This is a genomic window from Halobacillus sp. KGW1 (assembly GCF_001592845.1).
GTDB lineage: Bacteria > Bacillota > Bacilli > Bacillales > Halobacillaceae > Halobacillus.
Genome location: NZ_LSOC01000003.1, coordinates 172,013 through 192,992, shown reverse-complemented (window position 1 = coordinate 192,992; position 20,980 = coordinate 172,013). Strand labels below are relative to the sequence as shown.

The window sequence follows — 20,980 nt, the reverse complement described above, 5'->3', positions numbered from 1 at the left end:
AGGGAAATCCATTATAGAAGGGTGAATGCGATGAATTGGAAACCGCGTTACATCGCGCTGTTGATGGCGCTTGCGGTCCTCGTGGGAGCAGCAGGCTCTTACATAGGGATAGAGTACTTCGGCAGTGGGGAACAACAATCGCAGTCCGCACAAGTCGCAGATAAAGGCGCGGAGAACTTTGGCAGCTTATCTGCAGATGAACAGAAAGAATTCTTGAAGGACATGGCTGGCTCGGAGGATTTGAAGAAAATTGAGCAGGCAATGGGTGTCATCAAGAAGAATTACGTAGAAGAGGTAGACGATAAGAAGCTCGTTGAAGGCGCCGTTCAGGGTATGCTTGATACGCTCGAAGATCCATACAGTGTTTACATGGATCAGGAAACGATGGAGCAGTTCAATGAGACGATCGAGTCTTCTTTTGAAGGAATCGGCGCAGAAGTCAGCATGGTCAATGATAAAGTGACCATTGTTGCTCCAATTAAAGGTTCCCCCGCGGAAGAAGCGGGTCTGAAGCCGAACGATCAGATTCTGAAGGTGGACGGTAAAAGTGTCGAAGGCCTTGATTTGTATGATGCGGTTCTTAAGATCCGTGGGGAAAAAGGAACAGAGGTAACGCTCGAGATCGACCGCCCCGGGGTGACGGACCCGCTCAGTATTAAGCTGGTACGTGACGATATTCCGTTGGAGACCGTCTACAGCGATATGAAGACGATCGATGGTAAAAAGGCCGGAGTGATTGAGATTACTTCCTTCTCGGAACAGACGTCTGATGAATTTCATGAAGCCCTGCAGAAGCTGGAAGAGGATGGAATGGAAGGTCTTGTGATCGATGTCCGTGGAAATCCAGGGGGATTGTTCACGGATGTCAAAGATATTCTGAAAGAATTCCTCACGGATGATAAACCGATCGTACAGGTGGAAGATCGGAATGGAGAAATTTCGAAGGAATATTCCAGTAAGAGTAAGAAGAAGGACTATCCGATTACGGTATTGATGGATGAAGGCAGTGCTTCCGCCTCTGAGATATTAGCGGCATCGATGCAGGAAGCAGGAGGCTATGACCTTGTTGGAACGAAGAGTTTCGGTAAAGGTACGGTTCAGCAGGCGATTCCGATGGGGGATGGAAGCACCATCAAACTTACCCTCTTCAAATGGTTGACACCGGACGGTAACTGGATCCACGAAAAAGGGATCAAACCGACGGTGGAAGTAAAACAGCCGGCCTATTTTTATACCAATCCGGTGGAAATCAAAGAACCGTTGAAATACAATGACACGGATGAGAAAGTAGGAAACATCCAGAAGATGCTGAAGGGGCTCGGTCACGATCCCGGCCGTACGGACGGCTATTTCAGTAAAGGAACGGAAGCCGCTGTCAAAGATTTTCAGAAGGAAGCGGACCTTTCCGTAACCGGTGAAGTCGACGAAGAGACCGGTGGAAAACTGGAAGAGGCAATTATTGAGGAAGTTCGTAACGAGGACAATGATAAACAGATGCAGAAAGCCTTGGACGTCTTGTTCCAATAAGGAGGATTCTGTTGAAGTTTGCCGAACTATATCCGTAGTCGATGACTGCGGATTTTTTCGTACATAAGACATCAAGAAGATTCAGAAAGGAGAATCACGTTGGACGTTTGGATTTGGGAGCTTTTGCGGGGGATCGGGCGAGCATTCGCCCAGCCCTTTTTGTACATAGCATTTTTTGGAATGGCTTGGTTTGCTGTGAAGCGTATAAAGAAGGAGCGTGCCACCTTCGGCATTCGTATTTTTGATCGATATTCCGATTGGCGCGGGACGGTCGTACTATCGATCGCTGCAGGGCTGCTGTTATCCATTCTTGCTGTCGGAGGAGGAATAGTTATCAGCTTTTCTTTTCTTCTGCTTGTATCGGTCGTTCTTCTTCTGGTTAGTTTGACGGGAAAATCAAATTGGTACTCGCCGGCTTATACGCTTGGAATCAGTTATTTGCTGCTTTTGTTCCTTCCGCTCCTGCCGGAAAGATATCGTTCCAATGGCTCGGTGGAATCTCTGGAACAAACTCCGCTGACAGGGGTAGTCCTTGTGTTGGCGGTGTTATTGTTCGTCGAAGCGTTTCTTTTTTTGAAGACAACACCTTCTCACACTTATCCGGAGCGGGTGATGGGAAGCCGAGGCATGTGGATCGGACAGCACCGTTCGCGGAATATCGCTGTTGTGCCTTTCTTTGCCCTTCTACCTTCGGGAAGTATCGAATCGCTCGCCTCCTGGTGGCCGCTGTTTCCAATTGGACAGGACGGCTTTGGCCTCATTCTTATTCCGTTCGTCATGGGATCGGAATGGACGGCACGGGGACAGGCGCCGGAAGTGGCAGCAAAGGCATTAGGAAGACATACGTTCCTTCTTGCGTTTCTGGTCCTTTGTCTGGCCGGTGCCAGCTTTTATATCCACGCCCTCTCCCTTGCGGCGGTAATAGTAAGTCTTTTAGGGCGGGAAATGATTCATATCCTGCACCGGCTGAGGGAAGATAGACCTGCTTTCTTCTCCTCCAATCCAAAGGGCGTTCGGATTCTGGGTATTCTTCCGGGAAGCCCTGCCAGTCAGATGGGGCTTGTTCCCGGTGAAGTGATTGAGCGTGTGAACAGTATCCCTGTCCGTACAGAGAATCAGTTCTATGAAGCTCTGCAGAATACCGGCGCTTTTACGAAGCTGGAGGTCCGTGACGCGGAGGGGGAAAACCGCTACGTACAGCGTGCTATGTATGAAGGGGAACACTTTGAATTAGGAATTGTTTTTGTAGAGCCACCAGCTCACGAATCCTCGGTAGGTTTCTTTTAAAACAATAGGTCACTGCCACACCGGTTTCCGCTGTGGTGGTGACCTTTTTTCTTGTGATAAAAAGATTCGTTTGAAATAATTGTAAAAAGGAGGAGTGGGGATGAGTGAAGCAAAGGAAACACCGGAAGAAAGAAGAGAACGTATGCGTGCGAAGGACATCAAGCGTAACTCATCGAGTGCATCCGGAGGCGGGGCACTGCCGGATTTGGTCGGAGCACTCGGGTCAAAGTGGACGACGCTGTTTCTCGTGCTGCTGATCGTCGGGTATGTCATTTACCAGGTTTTTAATGAGCAGGGGGCGGAGTATAAGCTGCTTGGAAAAAGCCTTCCCACCGTGTTTAGCAGAAGATGTACGGGTAGTTCTATCATTATGGAGAAAAAAAACGTTCCATGTTTCCGGAACCTTTTGTGTACGGTTTCATGAAACAGAACTCGTGATCCCTGAACGAATGTACGATAAGCCCATCTCCTCTCGGCTGGTTAATAACTTGACAGACCAGCAGCAGATGATCGCGGCCTGCCTTTTTTCAAGACATCACGATGGATTTGAAAGACAGAATCAGCTGGAGAAAATCCTGAGCTTTAAAAACGTGTATCCTTGGGTGCTGCCATATGTAATTCGTCTGTCCGGGGAGTATGTGAAGGAAATCCTCCATGTCATATATGACAACAGGCGGAGGCTCGATACAGAGGAATTAAACAGGTTCCTTTTGGATAACCCTGTCTTCCATCAGCTTATCGAGAGCCGAGTGATCAGCTATTGGAATGCTTATTACAGGGAGGAGTACCCGGATCGTTCCACCTATATTGGTACTAAAATCATACAATTCTATCGGGAAGCTTTCTATGATTGAGAATGGTGATTCTTTTTAATGGAAACCGATAGAGACTGGCCGCCGAATCTTCCTTTCTTTTTAGGGAGATTGTAACCGGTGGAGTACTATCATTACTTTTTTTATGGAGGTTCTGGTTCATGATTAAAGCCGTTCTTTGTGATTTAGATGGAACGATGCTTGATAGGGATTCTTCCCTTAAACGGTTTGTCACGGCACAGTATGACCGTTTGACGGAGCAATTGACTCACGTACCAAAACAGGACTATGTGGATCGTTTCATCGAACTGGATAACCATGGATACGTTTGGAAGGATATTGTATATCAGCAGCTCATCGAGGAGTTTTCTATCTCCTCTTTGACATGGGAGTGGCTGCTGGCCGACTACATTAACCATTTTCCGTGCTACTGCATTCCTTTTCCCGGCATGATGGAAACGGTCAGGAAGTGGAAAACGGAGAAGCTTCTTATCGGTATCATTACTAATGGCAAAAGCGGTTTTCAAAGGGCCAACATCACCGCGCTCGGATTGGATCCGTATGTAGATGTTATTCTTGTATCGGAAACGGAAGGGATAAAGAAACCTGACCCCGCTATTTTTCAACGAGCTGTGGACGCCTTGTGTGTATCTCCGGAAGCTTGTGTATTCCTCGGCGATCACCCCGTGAACGATATAGAAGGAGCAAGGAATGCCGGTATGCAGACAGCGTGGAAAGACGACGGTCGAAGTAAGGGAGTACCGGCGGATTACATATGGAAGGACTGGAAAGAACTGCGCCCCATCTTTCATCGTTAGAAGAAGTTCCTTTTCAACGGGAATTTCTTTTTTTTATGAGAAAAAGAAAACTATAAGTCAGGTAGTGTCGTTAAATAGGCAGGAGGCGAGAATGTGGAACAATCAATCGAGAAATACACGATGTTAGAAGACAAGGAACGGGCAATTGCGGAAATTATGCATACGTATGGAGATGATGTGCTTCGGCTTGTTTATACATATGTGAGAAACCAGGCAATAGCGGAGGACCTCACCCAGGAGATTTTCATTAAGTGCTATACAAATCTGCATAAATATAACGGTACCTCAAAACTGAAAACGTGGTTGTGGCGAATTGCAATCAATCAATGCAAAGATTATTTAAAGAGCTGGTACAACAGAAAAGTCATCGCTGTAGGAGAAGAGACGCTTAGGCAGAAGGAGGAGCCTTTGGGCACGGAGGAAAAGGTTGTTCGGGGCTTTATGGATGTAGAACTAATAGCGGCTGTCATGCAGCTCCCTCCGAAGTATCGGGAAGTCATTTATCTCTATTATTACGAAGAGATGACTGCCAAGGAAATTGGAAACGTGACAAAGAAGAGTGAAAATACGATCAAGACCCGTCTTAAACGGGCGAAGGAACTGCTTGAAAATCAATTGGGAGGAGATTTGTATGATGGATGAACGATTGAAGAGATTAAAACATTCTCTAGATGAAACAGCATTAGGCAGGCTTCGGTTTAGTGAAGAAAAAATGGAGACCGTTATCAACCATATACGGAAACAGGAGGGAGAAAGGGATATTGATGTGTTACTTGTTGTCTTCCAACTGCTTGTGTATAAGAAAAACGGGCATCATTTGACGCAGCAGCTTAGAGTGAGAGGGATTACAAGGTTTGACGGCGAGGAAGGCAGACTCTATCTTCTGTTGCACAAACTGGAGAACCAGTCCTATCTCTCTTCATCCTGGGAATCGGACGTTAAATATTATCGACTGACATCTAAAGGTCAAAGACTCCTGAAGAAGTACGAAACTACCCCTGGAACGAAAAAGACTCTGTTTCAACCCTTGCTTGAGTCGGTGATTCACGTATGACCAGAGTCGAAAGTGATTTCTTACACCAAGTAAAGGGACATATTAAAAACAAAGAAGCGAGGGAACTGGTAGGAGAAGAGTTGGCTCGCCATTTAGAGACCGAAAGGGAGCGTCTCGTTAAGGAAGGTATCCCACATGATCATGCAGAACAACAGGCGGTGGAACAAATGGGGAACCCGGTTTCCCTTGGTATGGATTTAAATAAGCTTCATCGTCCGAAGACAGATTGGTGGATGGTATTGCTTCTCGGTATCGCCATCACTCTTAGTTTTCTTCCGGTTTTTGATTACGGAATAGACCAAGGATACTCGACTTGGAACAAAGTGTTGTACACAACGCTAGGCATAGCGATTATGACAGCTTTGTTCTTTCTGGACTATCGTTTGTTGAGGAAGTGGGGTGGGTTAGTGTATGGATTCGGGGTGGCAGGGCTGTTTTCTTTACTGGTCCTTCCGGTATCTTTTGTCAACGGAGCTCCAGTTTTGCAGGCTGGTCCCCTCTCTTTCAAAGCATTCATGTTCCTCCCGTTGCTGCTGGTTGGATTCGCTGCCTTTTTCGTAAAGAAAAGTTCAAATAGATGGATAGGTCTTGCCATGATTGCTCTTCCTTTGTTTCTCTATGTGATGATGCCCGACATCGCATCGCTGTTTCTATTACTGACTGCCTTTATTGCAATGGCATGGAATGCAAACTGGCACAGGAGGATGATTGCGGGGGTATTAATCGGTGGATCAGCAGTTATAGTTGGTGGTGGTGTATGGGTATGGAAACACATGGAAGTATATCAAAAAGAACGATTGCTCGCCTTCCTTCATCCGGAGCAATTTACAGAAGGAAGTGGAGCTGTCTATATGGGAGTCAGATATATGCTCTTGAACGGCGGCTGGTTCGGACACAGGAGTGAGCCGGATGTTTTGACTTCTCCATATGAAGATTTCATGTATGCCAGTCTCGTCTATCACTTTGGCTGGATTACTGCGTTCATAGTCCTGTTCGTTCTCGTCCTTCTTATCATACGTCTTGTCCTCGTTCATCTAAGGGTAAGGGATCCGTTCGGGAAAATGTTGGTGACGGGTGGAGGAGTGTTCTTCACTGTTCAAACCTTCTATCATATATTGATGATCGTGGGTCTTCTTCCTATTACGAGAATCTCTTTGCCGTTTTTCAGCTACGGCTTCTATCCGACGGTTATGAGTGCTTTAGTGTTCGGACTCGTCCTCAGCGTACACCGGAAAAAAGATATAATATACGTCCACTAATTCCTTATTAAACTGAAAATTCGGTCATTTAAAAGGGAGACTGTGGTAAACTAGTGGAAAGGGAAAAAATGGAGGTGGACGTAATGAATGTTCTGGCGGGTATTGGACTGGGATTGCTTACGATCATCTGGCTGTCGATGGAGATCGCTTCCGTTAGTGATGAGGGTGGAGGCTTCCGCTCTTATTTTCGGGCTTTACGAGGGTCGCTGCTCTTCGTCATTCCGCTGTTTTCGCTGGCGGGTTTCATTTATTACGGCTTTTTCAATTAATGGAGGGATAGGTTTGAACTACAGCACGGCTTCTTTGAAAGGAGAAGACCTCGTATCCTGTGTGGAGCTGTTTCGGACTATTTTTCAGTCAGCCCCCTGGCTTGAATCATGGTCCGTGACGGCTGCAGAGGAACGATTGCGCGATTTAATGAATACACCTAAAAGTTTCGGTCTGGCTTTGTATGCGGAAGGGAAAATGATCGGTTTTACTATTGGAAACAGCAGGCGGACGTCGGGAGGGTGGACCTTCTATATAGCGGAATTCTGTATCGACAATCGTTTGCAGGGCCGGGGTGCCGGTTCTTTTTTAATGCGGTCTTTAGAAGAATTCCTAGAGGAGAAAGGTGTTTCTTCTATTAATCTACTGACAAGCCATGCAGGTGACGCTGCCGATTTCTACATAAAGAACGGCTTTGTGGAAAAAGAAAATCGGATTGTAATGGTGAAACAAACATAAAAAGAACAGCACCGAATTCGGTGCTGTTCTTTTTTTTATACTCCTGTCCACTGAAGCCATTGTGCCAGGATGAGAAAGAGGATGCTGACGCCCACCCACATCCCGAACAGTGGCAGGTAGAACTTGACCCACTTCTGCCACTTCACGCCGGCTAGTACCAGAGTTGCCATGAAATATCCGGACGTCGGGTAAAGAATATTTCCGAGCCCGTCCCCTAATTGATAAGCGAGTACGGCTGTTTGTTTTGTGACGCCGATGATTTCGGCAAGAGGAGCCATGATCGGAATGGTCACGAGCGCTTGACCACTTCCTGACGGCACGAGGAAGTTGAACAGTAATTGCACACCGAACATGCCGATGGCGCTGAAAATGGAAGGGAAATGCCCGACCCATTCTCCGAGATAAAAAACAATCGTATCCATAATTTGCGCTTCTTCCATGATGACGGCTACGGCTCTTGCGACACCTACGATGAATGCGCCGAGCAGGACGTTTTTAAAGCCTTCATTAAAGCCATCGCATATATCACTGGTCGACAATCCTGCCACGAGCCCGACCACGATACCCATCATAATGAACAGCCCGGCCATTTCCATCATGAACCAACCATGTTTCAGGACACCATAAACAAGAATTCCGAAGAAAAGGAGCGCTGTAACGGCTGCTGCTTTTTGTCTTTTTGTTGCCTTGTAGCGTTTTGTTTGATCGGCGGAAGAATAGAGCTGTCGTTTTTCTTTGTCTTCTTCATAGACAAAACTGGCAGATGGAGTAGTGCGTATATTCTTCGCGTATTTCATGACATAAAGGATACCAATAGTAATGATGATAAGGAATATTCCTAGGCGCAGACCGAGGCCGCTGTATAAAGGGACACCGGCAAGCTGCTGGCCGAGCCCCGTGTTAATCGGGTTTAAGAATCCGGCAGTGAAACCTGCTGTTGTCGCACAGAGGGCTATGGCTACAGCGGTCATGGAGTCGTAACCCAGTGCGATGATGAGAGGAAGGATGACAGGCACATAGACGAGGCTCAGTTCCTGTGTTCCTATTAAACTGCAGACGACTGCAAAGGTGATCATCAGAACCGGGACGACCGCCAGGCTTCTGCCGGCAAATGTCCTCGTCAATCCATCTACTGCGTTTTCGATAATGCCCGTTTTTCTAAGAACCATGAATAAGCCGCCAATAATGAAGGTGAAGAATACCACGGAACCGGCGCTAACCAATCCTTGAGGGAAAGCCAGCATAAAGTCCATTAAACTGGTGGGGTTGGATTCGGCTGCTTGATAAGAGGTGGGATCAATCGTAGTTCTGCCCTCCGGTCCCTCAATCCTGTCGTAGGTTCCTGCGGGAATGAAGTAGGTAGCAATGGCTGCCAGAGCGCTGAATGTAAACAAGATGACGTAGATATGGGGCATTTGAAATTTTCTTGGAGCCCCTTCAGGCAGATTTTTCTGTGCTGGACGGGGTGTTTGAGATGCCAAATTAGGTAAACTGATAAGATCTCCTCCTGTTTCATTACAAGTTATGTAAGATTTGTTGACATTATATCTAACGAATGAATGATGGTCATTAGTTAAAATGACTATAATATTTCTGAATTTTTGGATTTCATCAACAAAGGAGGGCGAAGGAACCATTGAATTTGTTTGTTACATAATGTGACATAACTGTTGAGTGATTGGAAAAACCAGGGTACGATTGCTGAAAGTGTTCGTATAAACCTGATAATTGGTTCGGGTGTTTCTACAGGGAACCGTAAATTCCCGGCTACGCAACGCAGAGGGGGATCTCTGTGGATCAGTTGGGTTGGAGTATCTCCTTGCTCTCTTATTAAATGAAGGGGTGGGTTTGTTGGAGATAACGTTAATTAAAAATGCGGAAATCGTAACGATGAATGCGGACGAAGAGGTTTTGTGCGGCGATATATTAATAGAAGGGGACGTTATTGCGGGAATTGGAAAAGATCTACAAGAATCCCGTGCTCATCGAATGGTGGACGCCGGTGGCAGAACGGTCATCCCCGGTTTTGTGCAAACGCACATCCATTTATGTCAAACGATCTTTCGGGGGCGCGGCGATGATTTGGAGTTGATGGATTGGTTAAAGAACAGGATATGGCCGCTGGAAGCAGCTCATGATGAGGAATCTGTCTATTATTCCGCCATGCTTGGGATTGGTGAATTGATTCAAAGCGGAACGACGACTGTAGTGGATATGGAAACGGTCCATCATACAGATTCGGCATTCCGGGCCTTGTCGGAGAGTGGTATTCGAGCGCTCTCAGGGAAAGTGATGATGGATAAGGGGGATGAGGTGCCGCGTGAGCTTCAGGAAACGACGGAGAGATCCGTCATGGATAGTCTCGACTTGTTGGATAAATGGCATAACTACGACGGGGGAAGAATCCGTTATGCTTTTTCGCCTAGATTTGCTGTCTCTTGCACGGAGGAGTTGTTAAGGGAAGTTGCGCGTCTTTCAAAAGAACGTCAAATATTCGTCCACACCCATGCGTCTGAAAATCGAGGGGAAATTGCCATCGTTGAAGCGGAGACCGGTATGAGAAATGTCGTTTATCTGGATCATCTGGGCCTTGCCAACGAGCGTTTAATACTTGCTCATTGTGTATGGTTGGATGAAGTGGAAAAACGAATCATTAAGGAAAAAGGGGTCCATGTCAGCCATTGTCCAGGGTCGAACTTGAAGCTTGCATCAGGCATTGCTGATACGAAAGGTATGTTGGATCGCGGCATTTCGCTCAGTTTAGGTGCGGACGGAGCACCCTGTAACAATAATCTGGATATGTTTCAGGAGATGAGACTTGCTGCTTTACTGCCGAAACCTTTTCATGGTCCGACAGCTATGGATGCCAGAACCGTATTTCGAATGGCAACGATCGGTGGCGCGAAAGCTGTTGGTATGGAAAAAGAGATCGGCAGTCTCGAAGTGGGAAAGAAAGCGGATTTGTCGATATTGAATTTGGAAGATTTTCATACCTATCCAATGCATGGGGTGGACCCGATTTCCAGAATCGTCTATTCCGCTACCCGGGCGGATGTGGAATCGACTATGGTTGGGGGCAGATTTTTGATGGAAAATCGAAAAATGAAAACGATGGATAAAGCGGTCGTTCTAAAAGAAGCTGACGTATCGATTAAAAGACTCATAAAGCGTACGCCTGTGTTAACGTAATTGTTTAATGTGCTGAAAAGCCGGAGTTTTATTGGTCAGCTTGAACAATGACCTGAGTAGTCGTTTGGTCTAAACTGATGGTAATAACACCAAATATGACAAATAATTACATCTCTGTAATTTTAATTATCGGAATATTATAACAATTAATAAAAGACTAAATTAGGAGGGAAGGCCGGAATGGACGACATCCATGGAATTTTTAGAGATTTAAAGGGGATTCCGTCCCTGGGCAGTGTGATGGCGTCGATTGTTTATGTGGAAGGCTCCGCCTATAAAAAAGAAGGGGCGAGGATGATCATTGACAGAGACGGCTGCCAATACGGCATGCTTAGTGCAGGCTGTCTCGAGCAGGATCTTGCCGCCAGGATGGAGCAGGGGAAAATACCAAAAGATCCTGAAGTGATTATCTATGATATGCGGGGATTTGACATGCTTTCCTGGGGGGAAGGATCGGGGTGCAATGGTGTCATTCATGTTCTTGTCGAATGGGTCACACCCAAAGTTCAGAAGGAGCTGGCTGCTTTAAGGGATGCTCTTGAACGCGGGGAGCAGATAACCATGATCCGGACGCTCCCGGAAAAAGGATCACCGTCGTTTGTGATGTATAAAGGAAGCGAAGGAAATAGATTCGGTGATCACTGGCTTTCTCATTCAGCAGAACAGAAGCTTCTTCATGAGGCAACCTATCGTTCGAATGAAAGAAGTCAGCGGATTCAGGGGACGTCCGTGAAAGAAGATATATTCATCCATACCTTCCAGCCTAAGCAGCGATTGGTCATACTCGGTGCAGGTAGAGATGCACGTCCGGTGCTGGAACTTGCTGAAAAAGTCGGGTACTATACGATTCTCGCAGACTGGCGTCCCGGTTTGATTGTAGAAGATTCATGCTGTCCCGCAGATGAAAGAATAGCTGCCTCCCCTGCCGATATAATCAAGCATATCCATTGGCAGCCAAATGACTGTGTAATGATTATGACTCACAGTTTTCAAAAAGACCGGGAGTTCCTTCAGGGATTAATAGGGAAGCAATTGAAGTATCTGGGGATCCTGGGTTCGAAACAACGGACGAAACGTCTGTTGGGAAACAAGGAGATTCCACCTTCCATCACCACTCCTCTCGGCTTATCAATCAAAGCGGAGGGGCCCGAAGAAATAGCAGTAAGCATCATGGCGGAGCTCATTCCTTTATCCAAAATCGTACATGGTGTTTCGAAGGAGGCTGTCGCCCGTGAAACGCTGGAATAAAGTAGGGATCCTCCTTGCGGCTGGACAGAGCAGGAGAATGGGGGAAAACAAGCTTGCACTACCCTTTGAAGGAAGCACGATTGGAAGCAGAGCTTTGAGCAGAGCCTTAGATTCTGAGCTGGATCATGTGTTTGTTGTCGTAAGGAAGGGGGATTCGCTCCATTGGATCGATCCTCTCCTGAAAGACCCGTCTTTCTCTGAGAAGTGGAGTGCTGTCCGATGCACCGAATCTGCTGACGGACAGTCGAAATCCTTGGCCCAAGGTGTTCGGGCAGCTCAAGCTTATGGCGCATCCTTTGTCATTACGCTTCTTGCTGACCAGCCATTCCTGTCTGCGAGTATCATCAATAAACTGATCACCTGCTACAGTGCTGAGAAGGAGCATGGTATTTATTATGTCGCTTCCGTTCATGAGGGAATTGTGCAGCCGCCTGTATTAATGGGCGCTCCCATTTTCGAACACTTACTTTCTTTGGAAGGAGATGCTGGGGCAGGTCGATTACTGAAGCAATTTGCAGAAAGAGGCAGGCGTGTACCATTTCGAAACGGATGGAGCTTCTTCGACGTTGACACGAGAGCGGATTATGCGTGGGTTAGAAGTATGGAGGTGGAAGCGAAATGACGACAACTGACCCCCCTGCCGTTTCCTCTCCGGTTACATTAACAGAAGCATGGCGGATGAAAACCATGCACGGATCTGATGCTGTTTATACAGCCGGAGGGACGATCCTCCAGTTACAGCGGGAGAAAGGTGAAGATATCCCCTTTCATATCGTAAGTCTGTCAGCAATTCCAAACCTTGATAAAGTCGACTATTTGGTAAGGAATGGAGAACGGGAATTGTCTATTGGAGCGATGACGAAGCTCCAGGAATGTGCCTCTCACCCATTGATTCAGGCGAAGTGGCCAGTTCTTTCGGAAGCAGCTTCAAGAATCGCTTCCCCGGCTGTCCGTAATCAGGCAGTCATCGGAGGCAATGTCGGCTATGGAATCGGCGACCTTGTGCCTGCGCTGCTGGTTTTGGGAGCGAAAGTTGTTTGGTTCCATGGTGGTAAAGAAATGGTTGAACCTCTTCGTTCATTTATTCGGTCACCGAAACCGAAAAATATGATTCTTGTATCCTTTCGACTACCTGATGAAGAGAGAATATGCTTTTACCGGAAAGTAGGGAGGAGAGAGGGGTTTATTCCATCTGTCGTTACTGTAGCGGGAGGCATTGAAATCGATTCCGATCAGAACGTAAAGAAAGTACGTATAGCGGTCGGTGGAGGAGGATACCAGCCGAGACGTCTGGAGAGGACGGAGCTGTTTCTCAGGGATCATGCGATTCGCCGAGACCGATGGGAGGATGTTGCAAAGATAATAGAAGAGGAATACCACCCGGCTCCTACACCTTTCGCATCCGAGGAATATTGCCGGCAGGTCGTAGTGAACATTGTTGCCTTTGAGATGGAGAGGCTTAGGAATGAACTTTGGACTGGAGGAATCTAGAAAATGGAAACATTGTCATCTTATAAGCAGATGATCCGTCCGGATGGAAAGGCGAAAGTTTCAGGAGAACTGCAATATTTAAGTGATCTGTCTTTCCCCTCCATGCTTTATGGGAAGGTGTTGAGAAGCGGTTATCCGCATGCGGAGATTCTCTCCATTGATACAACAGCTGCTGAAAAGATTCCAGGAGTGCAGGCAGTCATTACAGCAGCCGATATTCCGGGTCTTAATGGATTTGGTATTATCACACCGGATCAACCGGTGTTCTGTGAAGATAGAGTCCGGTATGTGGGAGATGCCGTTGCGGCGGTGGCGGCTGATTCTATGACCATCGCAGAAAAAGCATTGTCCCGGATCTATGTAGAGTATGCCCCTTTACCTGTAATCGATGATCCTGAAAAAGCCATGGATGAGGCTGCGATCCTTCTCCATCCAACCGGGAACCTTCTTCATGAGGCATCTCATAGAAAAGGGAATGTAGCAGAAGGATTTGGTTATTGTACGACTATTATTGAAGAAACTTATTCCGTTCCCCGCCAGATGCATACGTATATGGAAACAGAGGGGGGAGTGATTGTCCCCGAAGCTGATGGAAAGTTGACGGTCTATGTAGGGACACAGCATGGATACAAAGACCGTTTCCAATTAGCGAGGATTCTTGACATGAAGGAAGAAGATATTCGAATCATATCAAGTCCTATGGGAGGTTCGTTCGGTGGAAAAGATGAATTGAATATTCAGCCGTACGCTGCTCTTCTGGCTTTAAAGACAAAGAGGCCGGTCAAGATTCATCAGACGAGGAGGGAGTCCATTGTTTCCGGTCTCAAGCGGCACCCAATGAAAATCACCATGAGAACCGGGATGGACAGCGCGGGGAGACTCCAAGCGCATCAGGTTAAGATTCTCTCTGACACAGGAGCATACGCCACGCTAGGTCCGGCGATCCTTGACTTTGCTGTAGAACATGCCGTCGGCCCATATATCGTACCGCATGTCGAAACAGAAGGGAAAGCCGTGTTTACAAATAACGGGGTGTCCGGCGAATTTCGTGGATTCGGAGGAAACCAGGTGACTTTTGCGCTTGAAGGACAGATGGACCGGCTGGCAGAGGCAGCTGGAATCGATCCGCTTGAACTCAGGAAGATCAATATCCGGGGAGTGGACGATCCGGGCCCCCTCAATCATCGCATTGCCCCGACAAACGGAGCGTCCGCTGTTCTTGAAAAGATGGTGGAACATGTAAAGAGAAAGGAACTGAATGTCCCCGGGAATGGGAAACTCACTGGTAGTGGTATCTCCATATCCATGCACGGAGGTGGTCTTGGTTATGGGCGTCTTGATCCTGCAGGGGGGAGTCTTACTTTAAAGAAGGACGGCAAAATCGAAGCGGCTTTTGGTTTTGAAGAAGTAGGGCAGGGGATTTTAAACGTAATAGAAACGATCGGGGTAGCGGAGTTGAATATTACTACCGAAGATTTGATAATTATTATCGGGGACACCGATAAAGTACCTTCGACCGGCTCTACGACAGCATCGAGAGGAACGAGCATGGTATGGCATGCATTTCGCCGGATGAAGGAACCGTTCCAGAGGCTTATTACACAGGAAGCGTCAAGATTAACAGGGGACCCGTACGAAGAATTACGGCTCGGGCCGGGTGGCGTGTATAAGCGTTTATCGGAGGAACGACTTCTTGATTTTCAGACAATAGCAAAGCACGCTGCAAACGGAAAACCGCTTTGCGTGACAACAGAATTTGATTTTCCAACGACTTCTGATCCAGTAGATGGCGGTCATTTTCTTTATACATTCAGTGCGGCTTATGCACAGGTGGAAGTTGATACGTGTTCAGGGCAGGTGACGGTGACGGACTTGGATCAAATCGTTGCCGCCGGGCCGGTTGTCAGCTTAATTGGCTATCGTGGACAAATCGAGGGCGGAGGCATTATGGGGCTTGGGTACGCCTTGATGGAAGACGCCATTATGGATAAGGGGAGGTATGTGACAGAGAACTTGGATGAGTATTTAATACCTACCATAAAGGATGTTCCCAAGACAATGCTGGTGGAACCAATCCAGGAATTGGAATTTGGGGATGAATACGGTCCGAGAGGTGTAGGGGAAATAGGCACCGTGGCAGCAGCACCCGCCATTGCTTCCGCCGTATTTCATGCAACAGGTCATTGGGTGGACCGCCTTCCTATTTCACCTGCTGCCGTCCTTGGAGCGCTTGCTGACAGGAGGAACAAGCAATGGATATGAGAGAAATGGAAGATGAAACCAGGGGGAGAAAGGACGCTCCTCCGCTCCGTATTACAATTAATGGGGATTATGAGGAGTATTACGTCGACCCCTCTATGCGGCTTGTAGATTTCCTTCGTGATTACCTGGGTATGACAGGAACAAAAATCTCCTGCGAAATCGGCCGTTGCGGTGCTTGTTCAGTACTTGTGGACGAGGTGTTAATGAACGCATGTTTGCTGAATGTGTATCAGGTTGCAGGTAAGTCCATCCAAACCATTGAGGGATTGAAGGGAGAAAAGGCGCTTCACCCAATCCAAGAAAGTTTCCTGAAGGATGGAGGTTTCCAGTGCGGGTACTGCACACCGGGGATGGTGATGGCCGTTCAGGCATTATTGGCAGAATACCCCGAACCGACAGAAGTGCAAATTAGAGAAGGTTTGTCCGGAAACCTCTGCCGCTGCACAGGCTACGGAGGGATTATCCGTGCTGTTAAAAGAGCGGCACGTGAGCTTCGTCAAGTCAAGATATAAAAAGGAAGAGCCGTGGTATCTCAGTGGTATAGAGGGTGTATGAGTGAAAGATTTCTTATTATCCTGTGAAAAATACATCTTTAAGATGGGGGAGTTTAGGAGATGACTGATGCTTTCATAAAAGAAGATATGCGGAAGGAACCGACTGGGTCCGGAATTCTTGACGGCTTAACCTTCGGTGTGAAGGATGTTATTTCTGTGGAAGGTCACACAAACGCAGCAGGTAACCCGGATTGGTTGAATACCCATGCTCCTGCACAGCACAATGCGCCTGTCATAGACCGGCTGCTTGAGGAAGGAGCATTACTTCACGGGATGACTCATACAGATGAGCTGATGTACAGTTTGAACGGAGAAAATGTTCACTATGGTACACCAATCAATCCAAAGTCCCCTGCCTGTATTCCTGGTGGTTCCTCAAGTGGATCGGCGGCAGCGGCATCGGGTGGTGAGGTCCATTTCGCATTAGGGACGGATACGGGCGGATCTGTGCGGATCCCAAGTTCTTACTGCGGAATATATGGATTTCGGCCGACGCATGGAGCAATCGACGTTCAAGGGGTCATCCCCCTGGCTCCCAGTTTTGATACGATAGGCTGGATGGCAGATGATCCTGTGATACTGTCACGTGTCGGGGATATTTTCTTCCGAAGGGGAAAAGGGAGTCCGCGGTTGGAAAAGATAAAAATCGCATCAGATCTATGGGAGCTGCTCGATCCCGACTTACATAAATGCTATGCCGCTCCGCTTCGTCAAGTGAAAGCGATGTTTAAGGAAGAAGAAACACGCCTTCTTTCTGAGGATGGTCTTGGGAAATGGGCGGATACGTTCCGGGTGCTCCAGGCGCAGGAAATATGGCAGGAACACGGGGGGTGGATAACAGACGTTCGTCCAAGGTTTGCTTATGATATATACAGACGCCTTCTTTGGGCCCGTTCTATCTCTGGTCAGGATATGACGGAACGAAAGGCTTACCGGAATAAAATCAAGGCTTGGACGAATGCGTGGATTGGTGATGACGGAGTACTTCTTCTTCCGACTACTCCTGCGGGCCCGCCGAAGAGAGGTACCCCCGCATCGCGTTTGGAGGATATTCGTACCAAAACAATGAAATTGTCATGCATCGCAGGTCTCGCCGGCCTCCCTCAGGTCACTATTCCTCTTCCTTCTACGGTCGAAGGACCGGTTAGCATATCGCTCATAGCGGCAAAGGGACAGGATCTGAAATTATTAGAAACGGCGTGCTTGATTAGTAAAGAACTACGAAAAGGGGATGCTTATGAAACTGACAGCGTTCAAGGAACACCAGAAGAGTTACTGTGGAATCGTGCATGAAGGCAAGGTTGTTTCTCTGCAGACAATCAATTATATAGAAGGAAAGAACTGGAGTATTGATTTGGACGGGCTGTTGAAGGAAGGACAATGGGAAGAGCTTGTGGGTTGGTATCGGAGTTCCGGAAGAAACAAGCTTTCCTCTTTTCCTTATCGGAAATTAGAGAACCTTCAGCCGGATGATATGCTTCTCTGTCCCGGGAAAACTCTTGGTGTAGGTATGAACTATGTAGAGAAAGTGATGGAGCTTACAGGCGAAGCGCCGAAAAAGGAGCCGGTTACGTTTATGAAGCCTCCAACAACGTTGATCGGTCCTGGAGCGGCGGTGCAGCTTCCGAAGGGATCGACTTCTGTAGCAGCGGAAGGAGAGCTTGCTATTATTATAGGAAAAACCTGCAGGGATATAGAGGTGAGGGAGGCTCAGCGCTTTATTGCCGGGTACACGACAGCTCTTGATATGACGGAGAAAGACATTCATAGAGCTGATGATAAGTATCTGCAGTGGTCCAAAAGCTTTGATACCTTTTGTTCCCTTGGGTCCGATCTCGTATCTGGAGATCATTGGTCTTCTCTTGAAGACGTCATAGTGAAGACAACCTTAAATGGAAAAGTTACGCATGAGAATACAGTAGGAAATATGATGTATTCACCAGCTTTCATCGTTTCTTTTTTCTCGAAAATCATGACGTTACAGCCCGGGGATGTCATTTTGACCGGGACGCCGGGTTCAAACATGATTCATCCAGGTGACCGTCCTGGCTGCTTAATCACCGGTTTAAATCCATTGGAAAATCCAGTAGAAAGAAAAGAAACCAGGGTGACCGTCCTTTAGCAGGATGGAGCCCTGGTTTCTTTTAATTAGTGCGTTGCTTTTCGTAGTCTTGCTTGAAAACCATCCTCCCGCGTGACAGAGATGCTTCGATCGTGCACGGAAAAGTGTGTCCCATATATATGCTGTGCTTATGCTTAGCCCGGAAGTTGTCCTCTGTCACGGTGAAGGGTCTTCTGGTGTTCACTAAGGCGAAATCTGCATCGTTACCAATTCGGATATGTCCTTTGTTTTCCAATTGAAACCGCCTTGCAGCATTGCCGGCAGTCAACGAAGCAATTTTTTCAAAAGGAATATTATAAGTGACGGCAAGCTCGACCATAGATAGTAGGGTGAATTGTCCACCACTGATACCGCCCCATGACTCAAACAAGTTGTCCGATGATTTCATATCGGGGGGGCATGGAGAGTGATCGGAAGTAATGAAATCGAATCGCTCTTCCATCACCAGTTCAATCAATTCTTTTTGCTCCTCTTCGGAGCGCAGTGGTGGAGCGCATTTAGCGATGGCTCCTTTTTGCTTTAATGCGATATGGTTGAATAATAAATAGTGGGCACATGTTTCGACTGTAATGTCCATGCCCTTTGCTTTCGCTGCTTCAATTCTTTCTAAGGATCTCTTGCTGCTTATATGGACGAAATGGAGAGGGCATTTCGCTATCTCCGCATAATAAATAGCTCTTTCCACTGCTTCCAGTTCTGCTTCGACAGGTCTGGAAGCGAGGTATTCCTCCGGTGTACCATTACCTCTTTTTGAAAATTCCTTTGTTAGAAATGCAGTCATTGGTCCACTTTCAGCATGCAAAGCCAGGATCTTTCCTGTTTTTGCGATTTCTTTCATTCCTTGAATCAAGGTATGGTCATCGACTGCTTCAAATTCATCGTTTCCTGTCTCAGAAAGAAAGGCTTTAAAGCCGATCACCCCCTCCTCCGCCATGGACGCGAGGTGGTGTTCATTTCCGGGAACCAAACCACCCCATAATCTGAAATCTATGAGTGATTTTTGAGCTGCTACTCTTTGCTTTTCGATGAGGGCTCCGCGTGTGGTGGTGGACGGTATGCCGTTCAAAGGCATATCGAAGAACATCGTTGCGCCTCCGGCGGCCATCATGCGTGAACCGGTAGTGAACCCTTCCCATTCTTCCCGGCCCGGTTCATTGAAATGGACATGGGTGTCGATCATCCCCGGGAACAGATGCAGCCCGGAGGCATCATACACATCGGCGGCCGGTTGGGAAAGCGTATCTTCGATAGAGACGACCTTCCCGTTTTTAACACCGATATCCTTCTGTAGGATACCGCTTTCTAAAACGACGGACGCCTGTTTTATTATTAAGTCCAACGTTCCATTCATATCAGCTGTCCCCTTTCTGTCAGTGCTGCGCTGACTTTCTGAATGTCTGTACGCCGTAGCTGTCCAAAGCAGCCTGCAGTGCTTTTCCGGGCTGTATATCTGTGCCGTGTCGGATAAGAACAGCTTCCAACGCGCTCAGTGTGTGGAGGATGTTTTCCTTCCGGCAGCTGTACCCCATCGTTCCTATTCTCCATATTTTTCCTTGGAGAGGACCGAATGAACTTGCGATCTCGATTCCGAATTCATCAAGCAGCATCCTTCGTACCGATTCCCCATCAATCTCAGAAGGTATTGTCACACACGTTACGGTCGGGAGTTTGCAGGCTGGATTGCCGAAGATTTGCAGCCCCATTGCTTCTAATCCTTTGATGAGGGCGGACTCATGGTGCTTGTGGCGTTCAAACCTATATTCCAGCCCTTCTTCCAGAACGATGCGCAGGCCTTCTCTCAGAGCATACAGCATGGTCGTAGCTTCTGTGTGGTGATTCAGCCTTCTAGGGCCCCAATAATCCTGCAGCATACTTAAATCCAGGTAGTTGCTCTTAATAAATGGTTTGGATCTGAGTCCTTCTTTTTCGCGGTCCCCTTCTGTCGAGATGCCGCGTTCGACTTTCTTCCTCGCTCGGATTAGTTCCTCAATTCGTTCGTTATAAGTGAGCGGTGCCATTCCGGAAGGTACGGAAAGGCATTTTTGTGTTCCGCCGACAATTCCGTCGATCTCCCATTCGTCTACTTTAATTTCCACTCCACCTATGGAGGCAACAGCATCGACAATAAAAAGGGCGCCCGCCTGTCGACATGCGTGTCCTATCTTCGTCATAGGCTGCATCCGGCCGGTCGATGTCTCTCCGTGGACAAGGGCAACGATTTTAGGAGAAATTCGTTCTATTTCTTTGATTACCTGCTCCTCCTCGAACACTTCTCCCCAGGGGCATTCCATCGTGTGTACCTCTGCTCCGTACCGCTCGCAGATTTCCGCCAAAAGATAGCCGAACCGTCCGAAAATCGGGACGAGAACGTTGTCGCCCGGCTCGATGATGCTGCACAGCATCGCTTCTATTCCGGATCTCGATGTACCGTCGACGGGAAATGCCCATTTGTTCTTTGTCTGAAACGTTTGCCGGAGCATTTCCATTACTTCGTTCATAATGGCGGTAAAGGCGGGGTCAAATTGTCCGACGATCGGTGTGCTCATGGCTCGAAGCACTCGAGGGTCCACCTCCACAGGTCCTGGTGTCATAATGGTTCGTATTGGAGTGTTTAAGTCACGGTAGGTCATA

At 47.6% G+C, this 20,980-nt stretch carries 21 protein-coding genes and 1 riboswitch; of the genes, 18 read left to right on the top strand and 3 right to left on the bottom strand.

What is annotated here, in order from left to right; genetic code table 11:
- Positions 1-30 precede the first annotated feature (30 nt).
- The 10 genes from AXG56_RS09995 (at position 31) to AXG56_RS09950 (ending at position 7,483) form a co-directional block, all read left to right on the top strand.
- Positions 31-1,527, top strand: a complete 1,497-nt coding sequence (locus tag AXG56_RS09995) for a S41 family peptidase (RefSeq protein WP_062514268.1) — start codon at positions 31-33, stop codon at positions 1,525-1,527.
- A gap of 99 nt (positions 1,528-1,626) precedes the next feature.
- Positions 1,627-2,814, top strand: coding sequence for a PDZ domain-containing protein (locus AXG56_RS09990; RefSeq protein ID WP_062514266.1), 1,188 nt, complete (start codon positions 1,627-1,629; stop codon positions 2,812-2,814).
- A 100-nt stretch (positions 2,815-2,914) separates the two neighbouring features.
- A complete protein-coding gene (locus AXG56_RS19765) occupies positions 2,915-3,238 on the top strand; it encodes a DUF6366 family protein (RefSeq protein WP_235601493.1) in 324 nt (107 codons plus the stop codon).
- A 64-nt stretch (positions 3,239-3,302) separates the two neighbouring features.
- A complete protein-coding gene (locus AXG56_RS09980; RefSeq protein WP_161484908.1) occupies positions 3,303-3,668 on the top strand; it encodes a hypothetical protein in 366 nt (121 codons plus the stop codon).
- A 119-nt stretch (positions 3,669-3,787) separates the two neighbouring features.
- Positions 3,788-4,444 (top strand): HAD family hydrolase, encoded by a 657-nt coding sequence (locus AXG56_RS09975; protein WP_062514262.1) that lies wholly within the window; start codon positions 3,788-3,790, stop codon positions 4,442-4,444.
- Positions 4,445-4,564: 120 nt separating this feature from the next.
- Entirely contained in the window at positions 4,565-5,086 is a 522-nt protein-coding gene (locus tag AXG56_RS09970) for a sigma-70 family RNA polymerase sigma factor (protein WP_062515234.1), read from the top strand.
- Positions 5,076-5,498 carry a PadR family transcriptional regulator gene (locus tag AXG56_RS09965; protein WP_082794462.1) on the top strand — a complete coding sequence of 141 codons (423 nt, stop codon included), beginning with the start codon at positions 5,076-5,078 and terminating at the stop codon, positions 5,496-5,498. Before AXG56_RS09970 ends, AXG56_RS09965 begins: the two co-directional genes overlap by 11 nt.
- The gene (locus tag AXG56_RS09960) at positions 5,495-6,757 is read left to right on the top strand and encodes an FtsW/RodA/SpoVE family cell cycle protein (RefSeq protein WP_062514259.1); all 1,263 of its coding nucleotides are present in this window, start codon (positions 5,495-5,497) and stop codon (positions 6,755-6,757) included. The genes AXG56_RS09965 and AXG56_RS09960 overlap by 4 nt, the downstream gene beginning before the upstream one ends.
- An 83-nt stretch (positions 6,758-6,840) precedes the next feature.
- Positions 6,841-7,026, top strand: a complete 186-nt coding sequence (locus tag AXG56_RS19445; RefSeq protein WP_008635609.1) for a hypothetical protein — start codon at positions 6,841-6,843, stop codon at positions 7,024-7,026.
- Positions 7,027-7,039: 13 nt separating this feature from the next.
- A complete protein-coding gene (locus tag AXG56_RS09950; RefSeq protein WP_062514258.1) occupies positions 7,040-7,483 on the top strand; it encodes a GNAT family N-acetyltransferase in 444 nt (147 codons plus the stop codon).
- Between the two features lie 35 nt (positions 7,484-7,518).
- On the opposite strand, the gene AXG56_RS09945 is transcribed toward AXG56_RS09950, so the two are convergent.
- Positions 7,519-8,898 carry a YfcC family protein gene (locus tag AXG56_RS09945; protein ID WP_008635614.1) on the bottom strand — a complete coding sequence of 460 codons (1,380 nt, stop codon included), beginning with the start codon at positions 8,896-8,898 and terminating at the stop codon, positions 7,519-7,521.
- Between the two features lie 276 nt (positions 8,899-9,174).
- A riboswitch (purine riboswitch) is annotated at positions 9,175-9,274 on the top strand.
- A gap of 60 nt (positions 9,275-9,334) precedes the next feature.
- Here AXG56_RS09945 and AXG56_RS09940 point away from each other — a divergent pair.
- The 8 genes from AXG56_RS09940 to AXG56_RS09905 all read left to right on the top strand — a co-directional run bounded on the left by AXG56_RS09940 (position 9,335) and on the right by AXG56_RS09905 (position 18,349).
- Positions 9,335-10,672, top strand: coding sequence for a 5'-deoxyadenosine deaminase (locus AXG56_RS09940; RefSeq protein ID WP_026578211.1), 1,338 nt, complete (start codon positions 9,335-9,337; stop codon positions 10,670-10,672).
- 180 nt (positions 10,673-10,852) lie between these two features.
- Positions 10,853-11,920, top strand: a complete 1,068-nt coding sequence (locus AXG56_RS09935; RefSeq protein WP_062514255.1) for an XdhC family protein — start codon at positions 10,853-10,855, stop codon at positions 11,918-11,920.
- Complete coding sequence (locus AXG56_RS09930) at positions 11,904-12,542, top strand: NTP transferase domain-containing protein (protein WP_161484907.1); 639 nt, start codon at positions 11,904-11,906, stop codon at positions 12,540-12,542. The genes AXG56_RS09935 and AXG56_RS09930 overlap by 17 nt, the downstream gene beginning before the upstream one ends.
- The gene (locus AXG56_RS09925; protein WP_062514253.1) at positions 12,539-13,411 is read left to right on the top strand and encodes an FAD binding domain-containing protein; all 873 of its coding nucleotides are present in this window, start codon (positions 12,539-12,541) and stop codon (positions 13,409-13,411) included. The genes AXG56_RS09930 and AXG56_RS09925 overlap by 4 nt, the downstream gene beginning before the upstream one ends.
- Positions 13,412-13,414: 3 nt before the next feature.
- On the top strand, positions 13,415-15,673 hold the full coding sequence (gene pucD, locus AXG56_RS09920) for a xanthine dehydrogenase subunit D (protein WP_062514250.1): 2,259 nt from the start codon (positions 13,415-13,417) through the stop codon (positions 15,671-15,673).
- Positions 15,664-16,185, top strand: coding sequence for a (2Fe-2S)-binding protein (locus tag AXG56_RS09915; protein ID WP_062514248.1), 522 nt, complete (start codon positions 15,664-15,666; stop codon positions 16,183-16,185). The genes pucD and AXG56_RS09915 overlap by 10 nt, the downstream gene beginning before the upstream one ends.
- 102 nt (positions 16,186-16,287) lie before the next feature.
- Positions 16,288-17,520: an amidase gene (locus AXG56_RS09910; RefSeq protein ID WP_062514246.1), complete on the top strand. Its 1,233-nt coding sequence runs from the start codon at positions 16,288-16,290 to the stop codon at positions 17,518-17,520.
- Positions 17,465-18,349: a fumarylacetoacetate hydrolase family protein gene (locus tag AXG56_RS09905; protein ID WP_062514244.1), complete on the top strand. Its 885-nt coding sequence runs from the start codon at positions 17,465-17,467 to the stop codon at positions 18,347-18,349. The genes AXG56_RS09910 and AXG56_RS09905 overlap by 56 nt, the downstream gene beginning before the upstream one ends.
- Positions 18,350-18,371: 22 nt before the next feature.
- Here AXG56_RS09905 and allB read toward each other — a convergent pair whose 3' ends face one another.
- Both allB and AXG56_RS09895 read right to left on the bottom strand, forming a co-directional pair.
- Positions 18,372-19,700 (bottom strand): allantoinase AllB, encoded by a 1,329-nt coding sequence (allB, locus tag AXG56_RS09900; protein WP_062514242.1) that lies wholly within the window; start codon positions 19,698-19,700, stop codon positions 18,372-18,374.
- A 19-nt stretch (positions 19,701-19,719) separates the two neighbouring features.
- The gene (locus AXG56_RS09895) at positions 19,720-20,979 is read right to left on the bottom strand and encodes an alanine--glyoxylate aminotransferase family protein (RefSeq protein ID WP_062514240.1); all 1,260 of its coding nucleotides are present in this window, start codon (positions 20,977-20,979) and stop codon (positions 19,720-19,722) included.
- Position 20,980 lies beyond the last annotated feature (1 nt).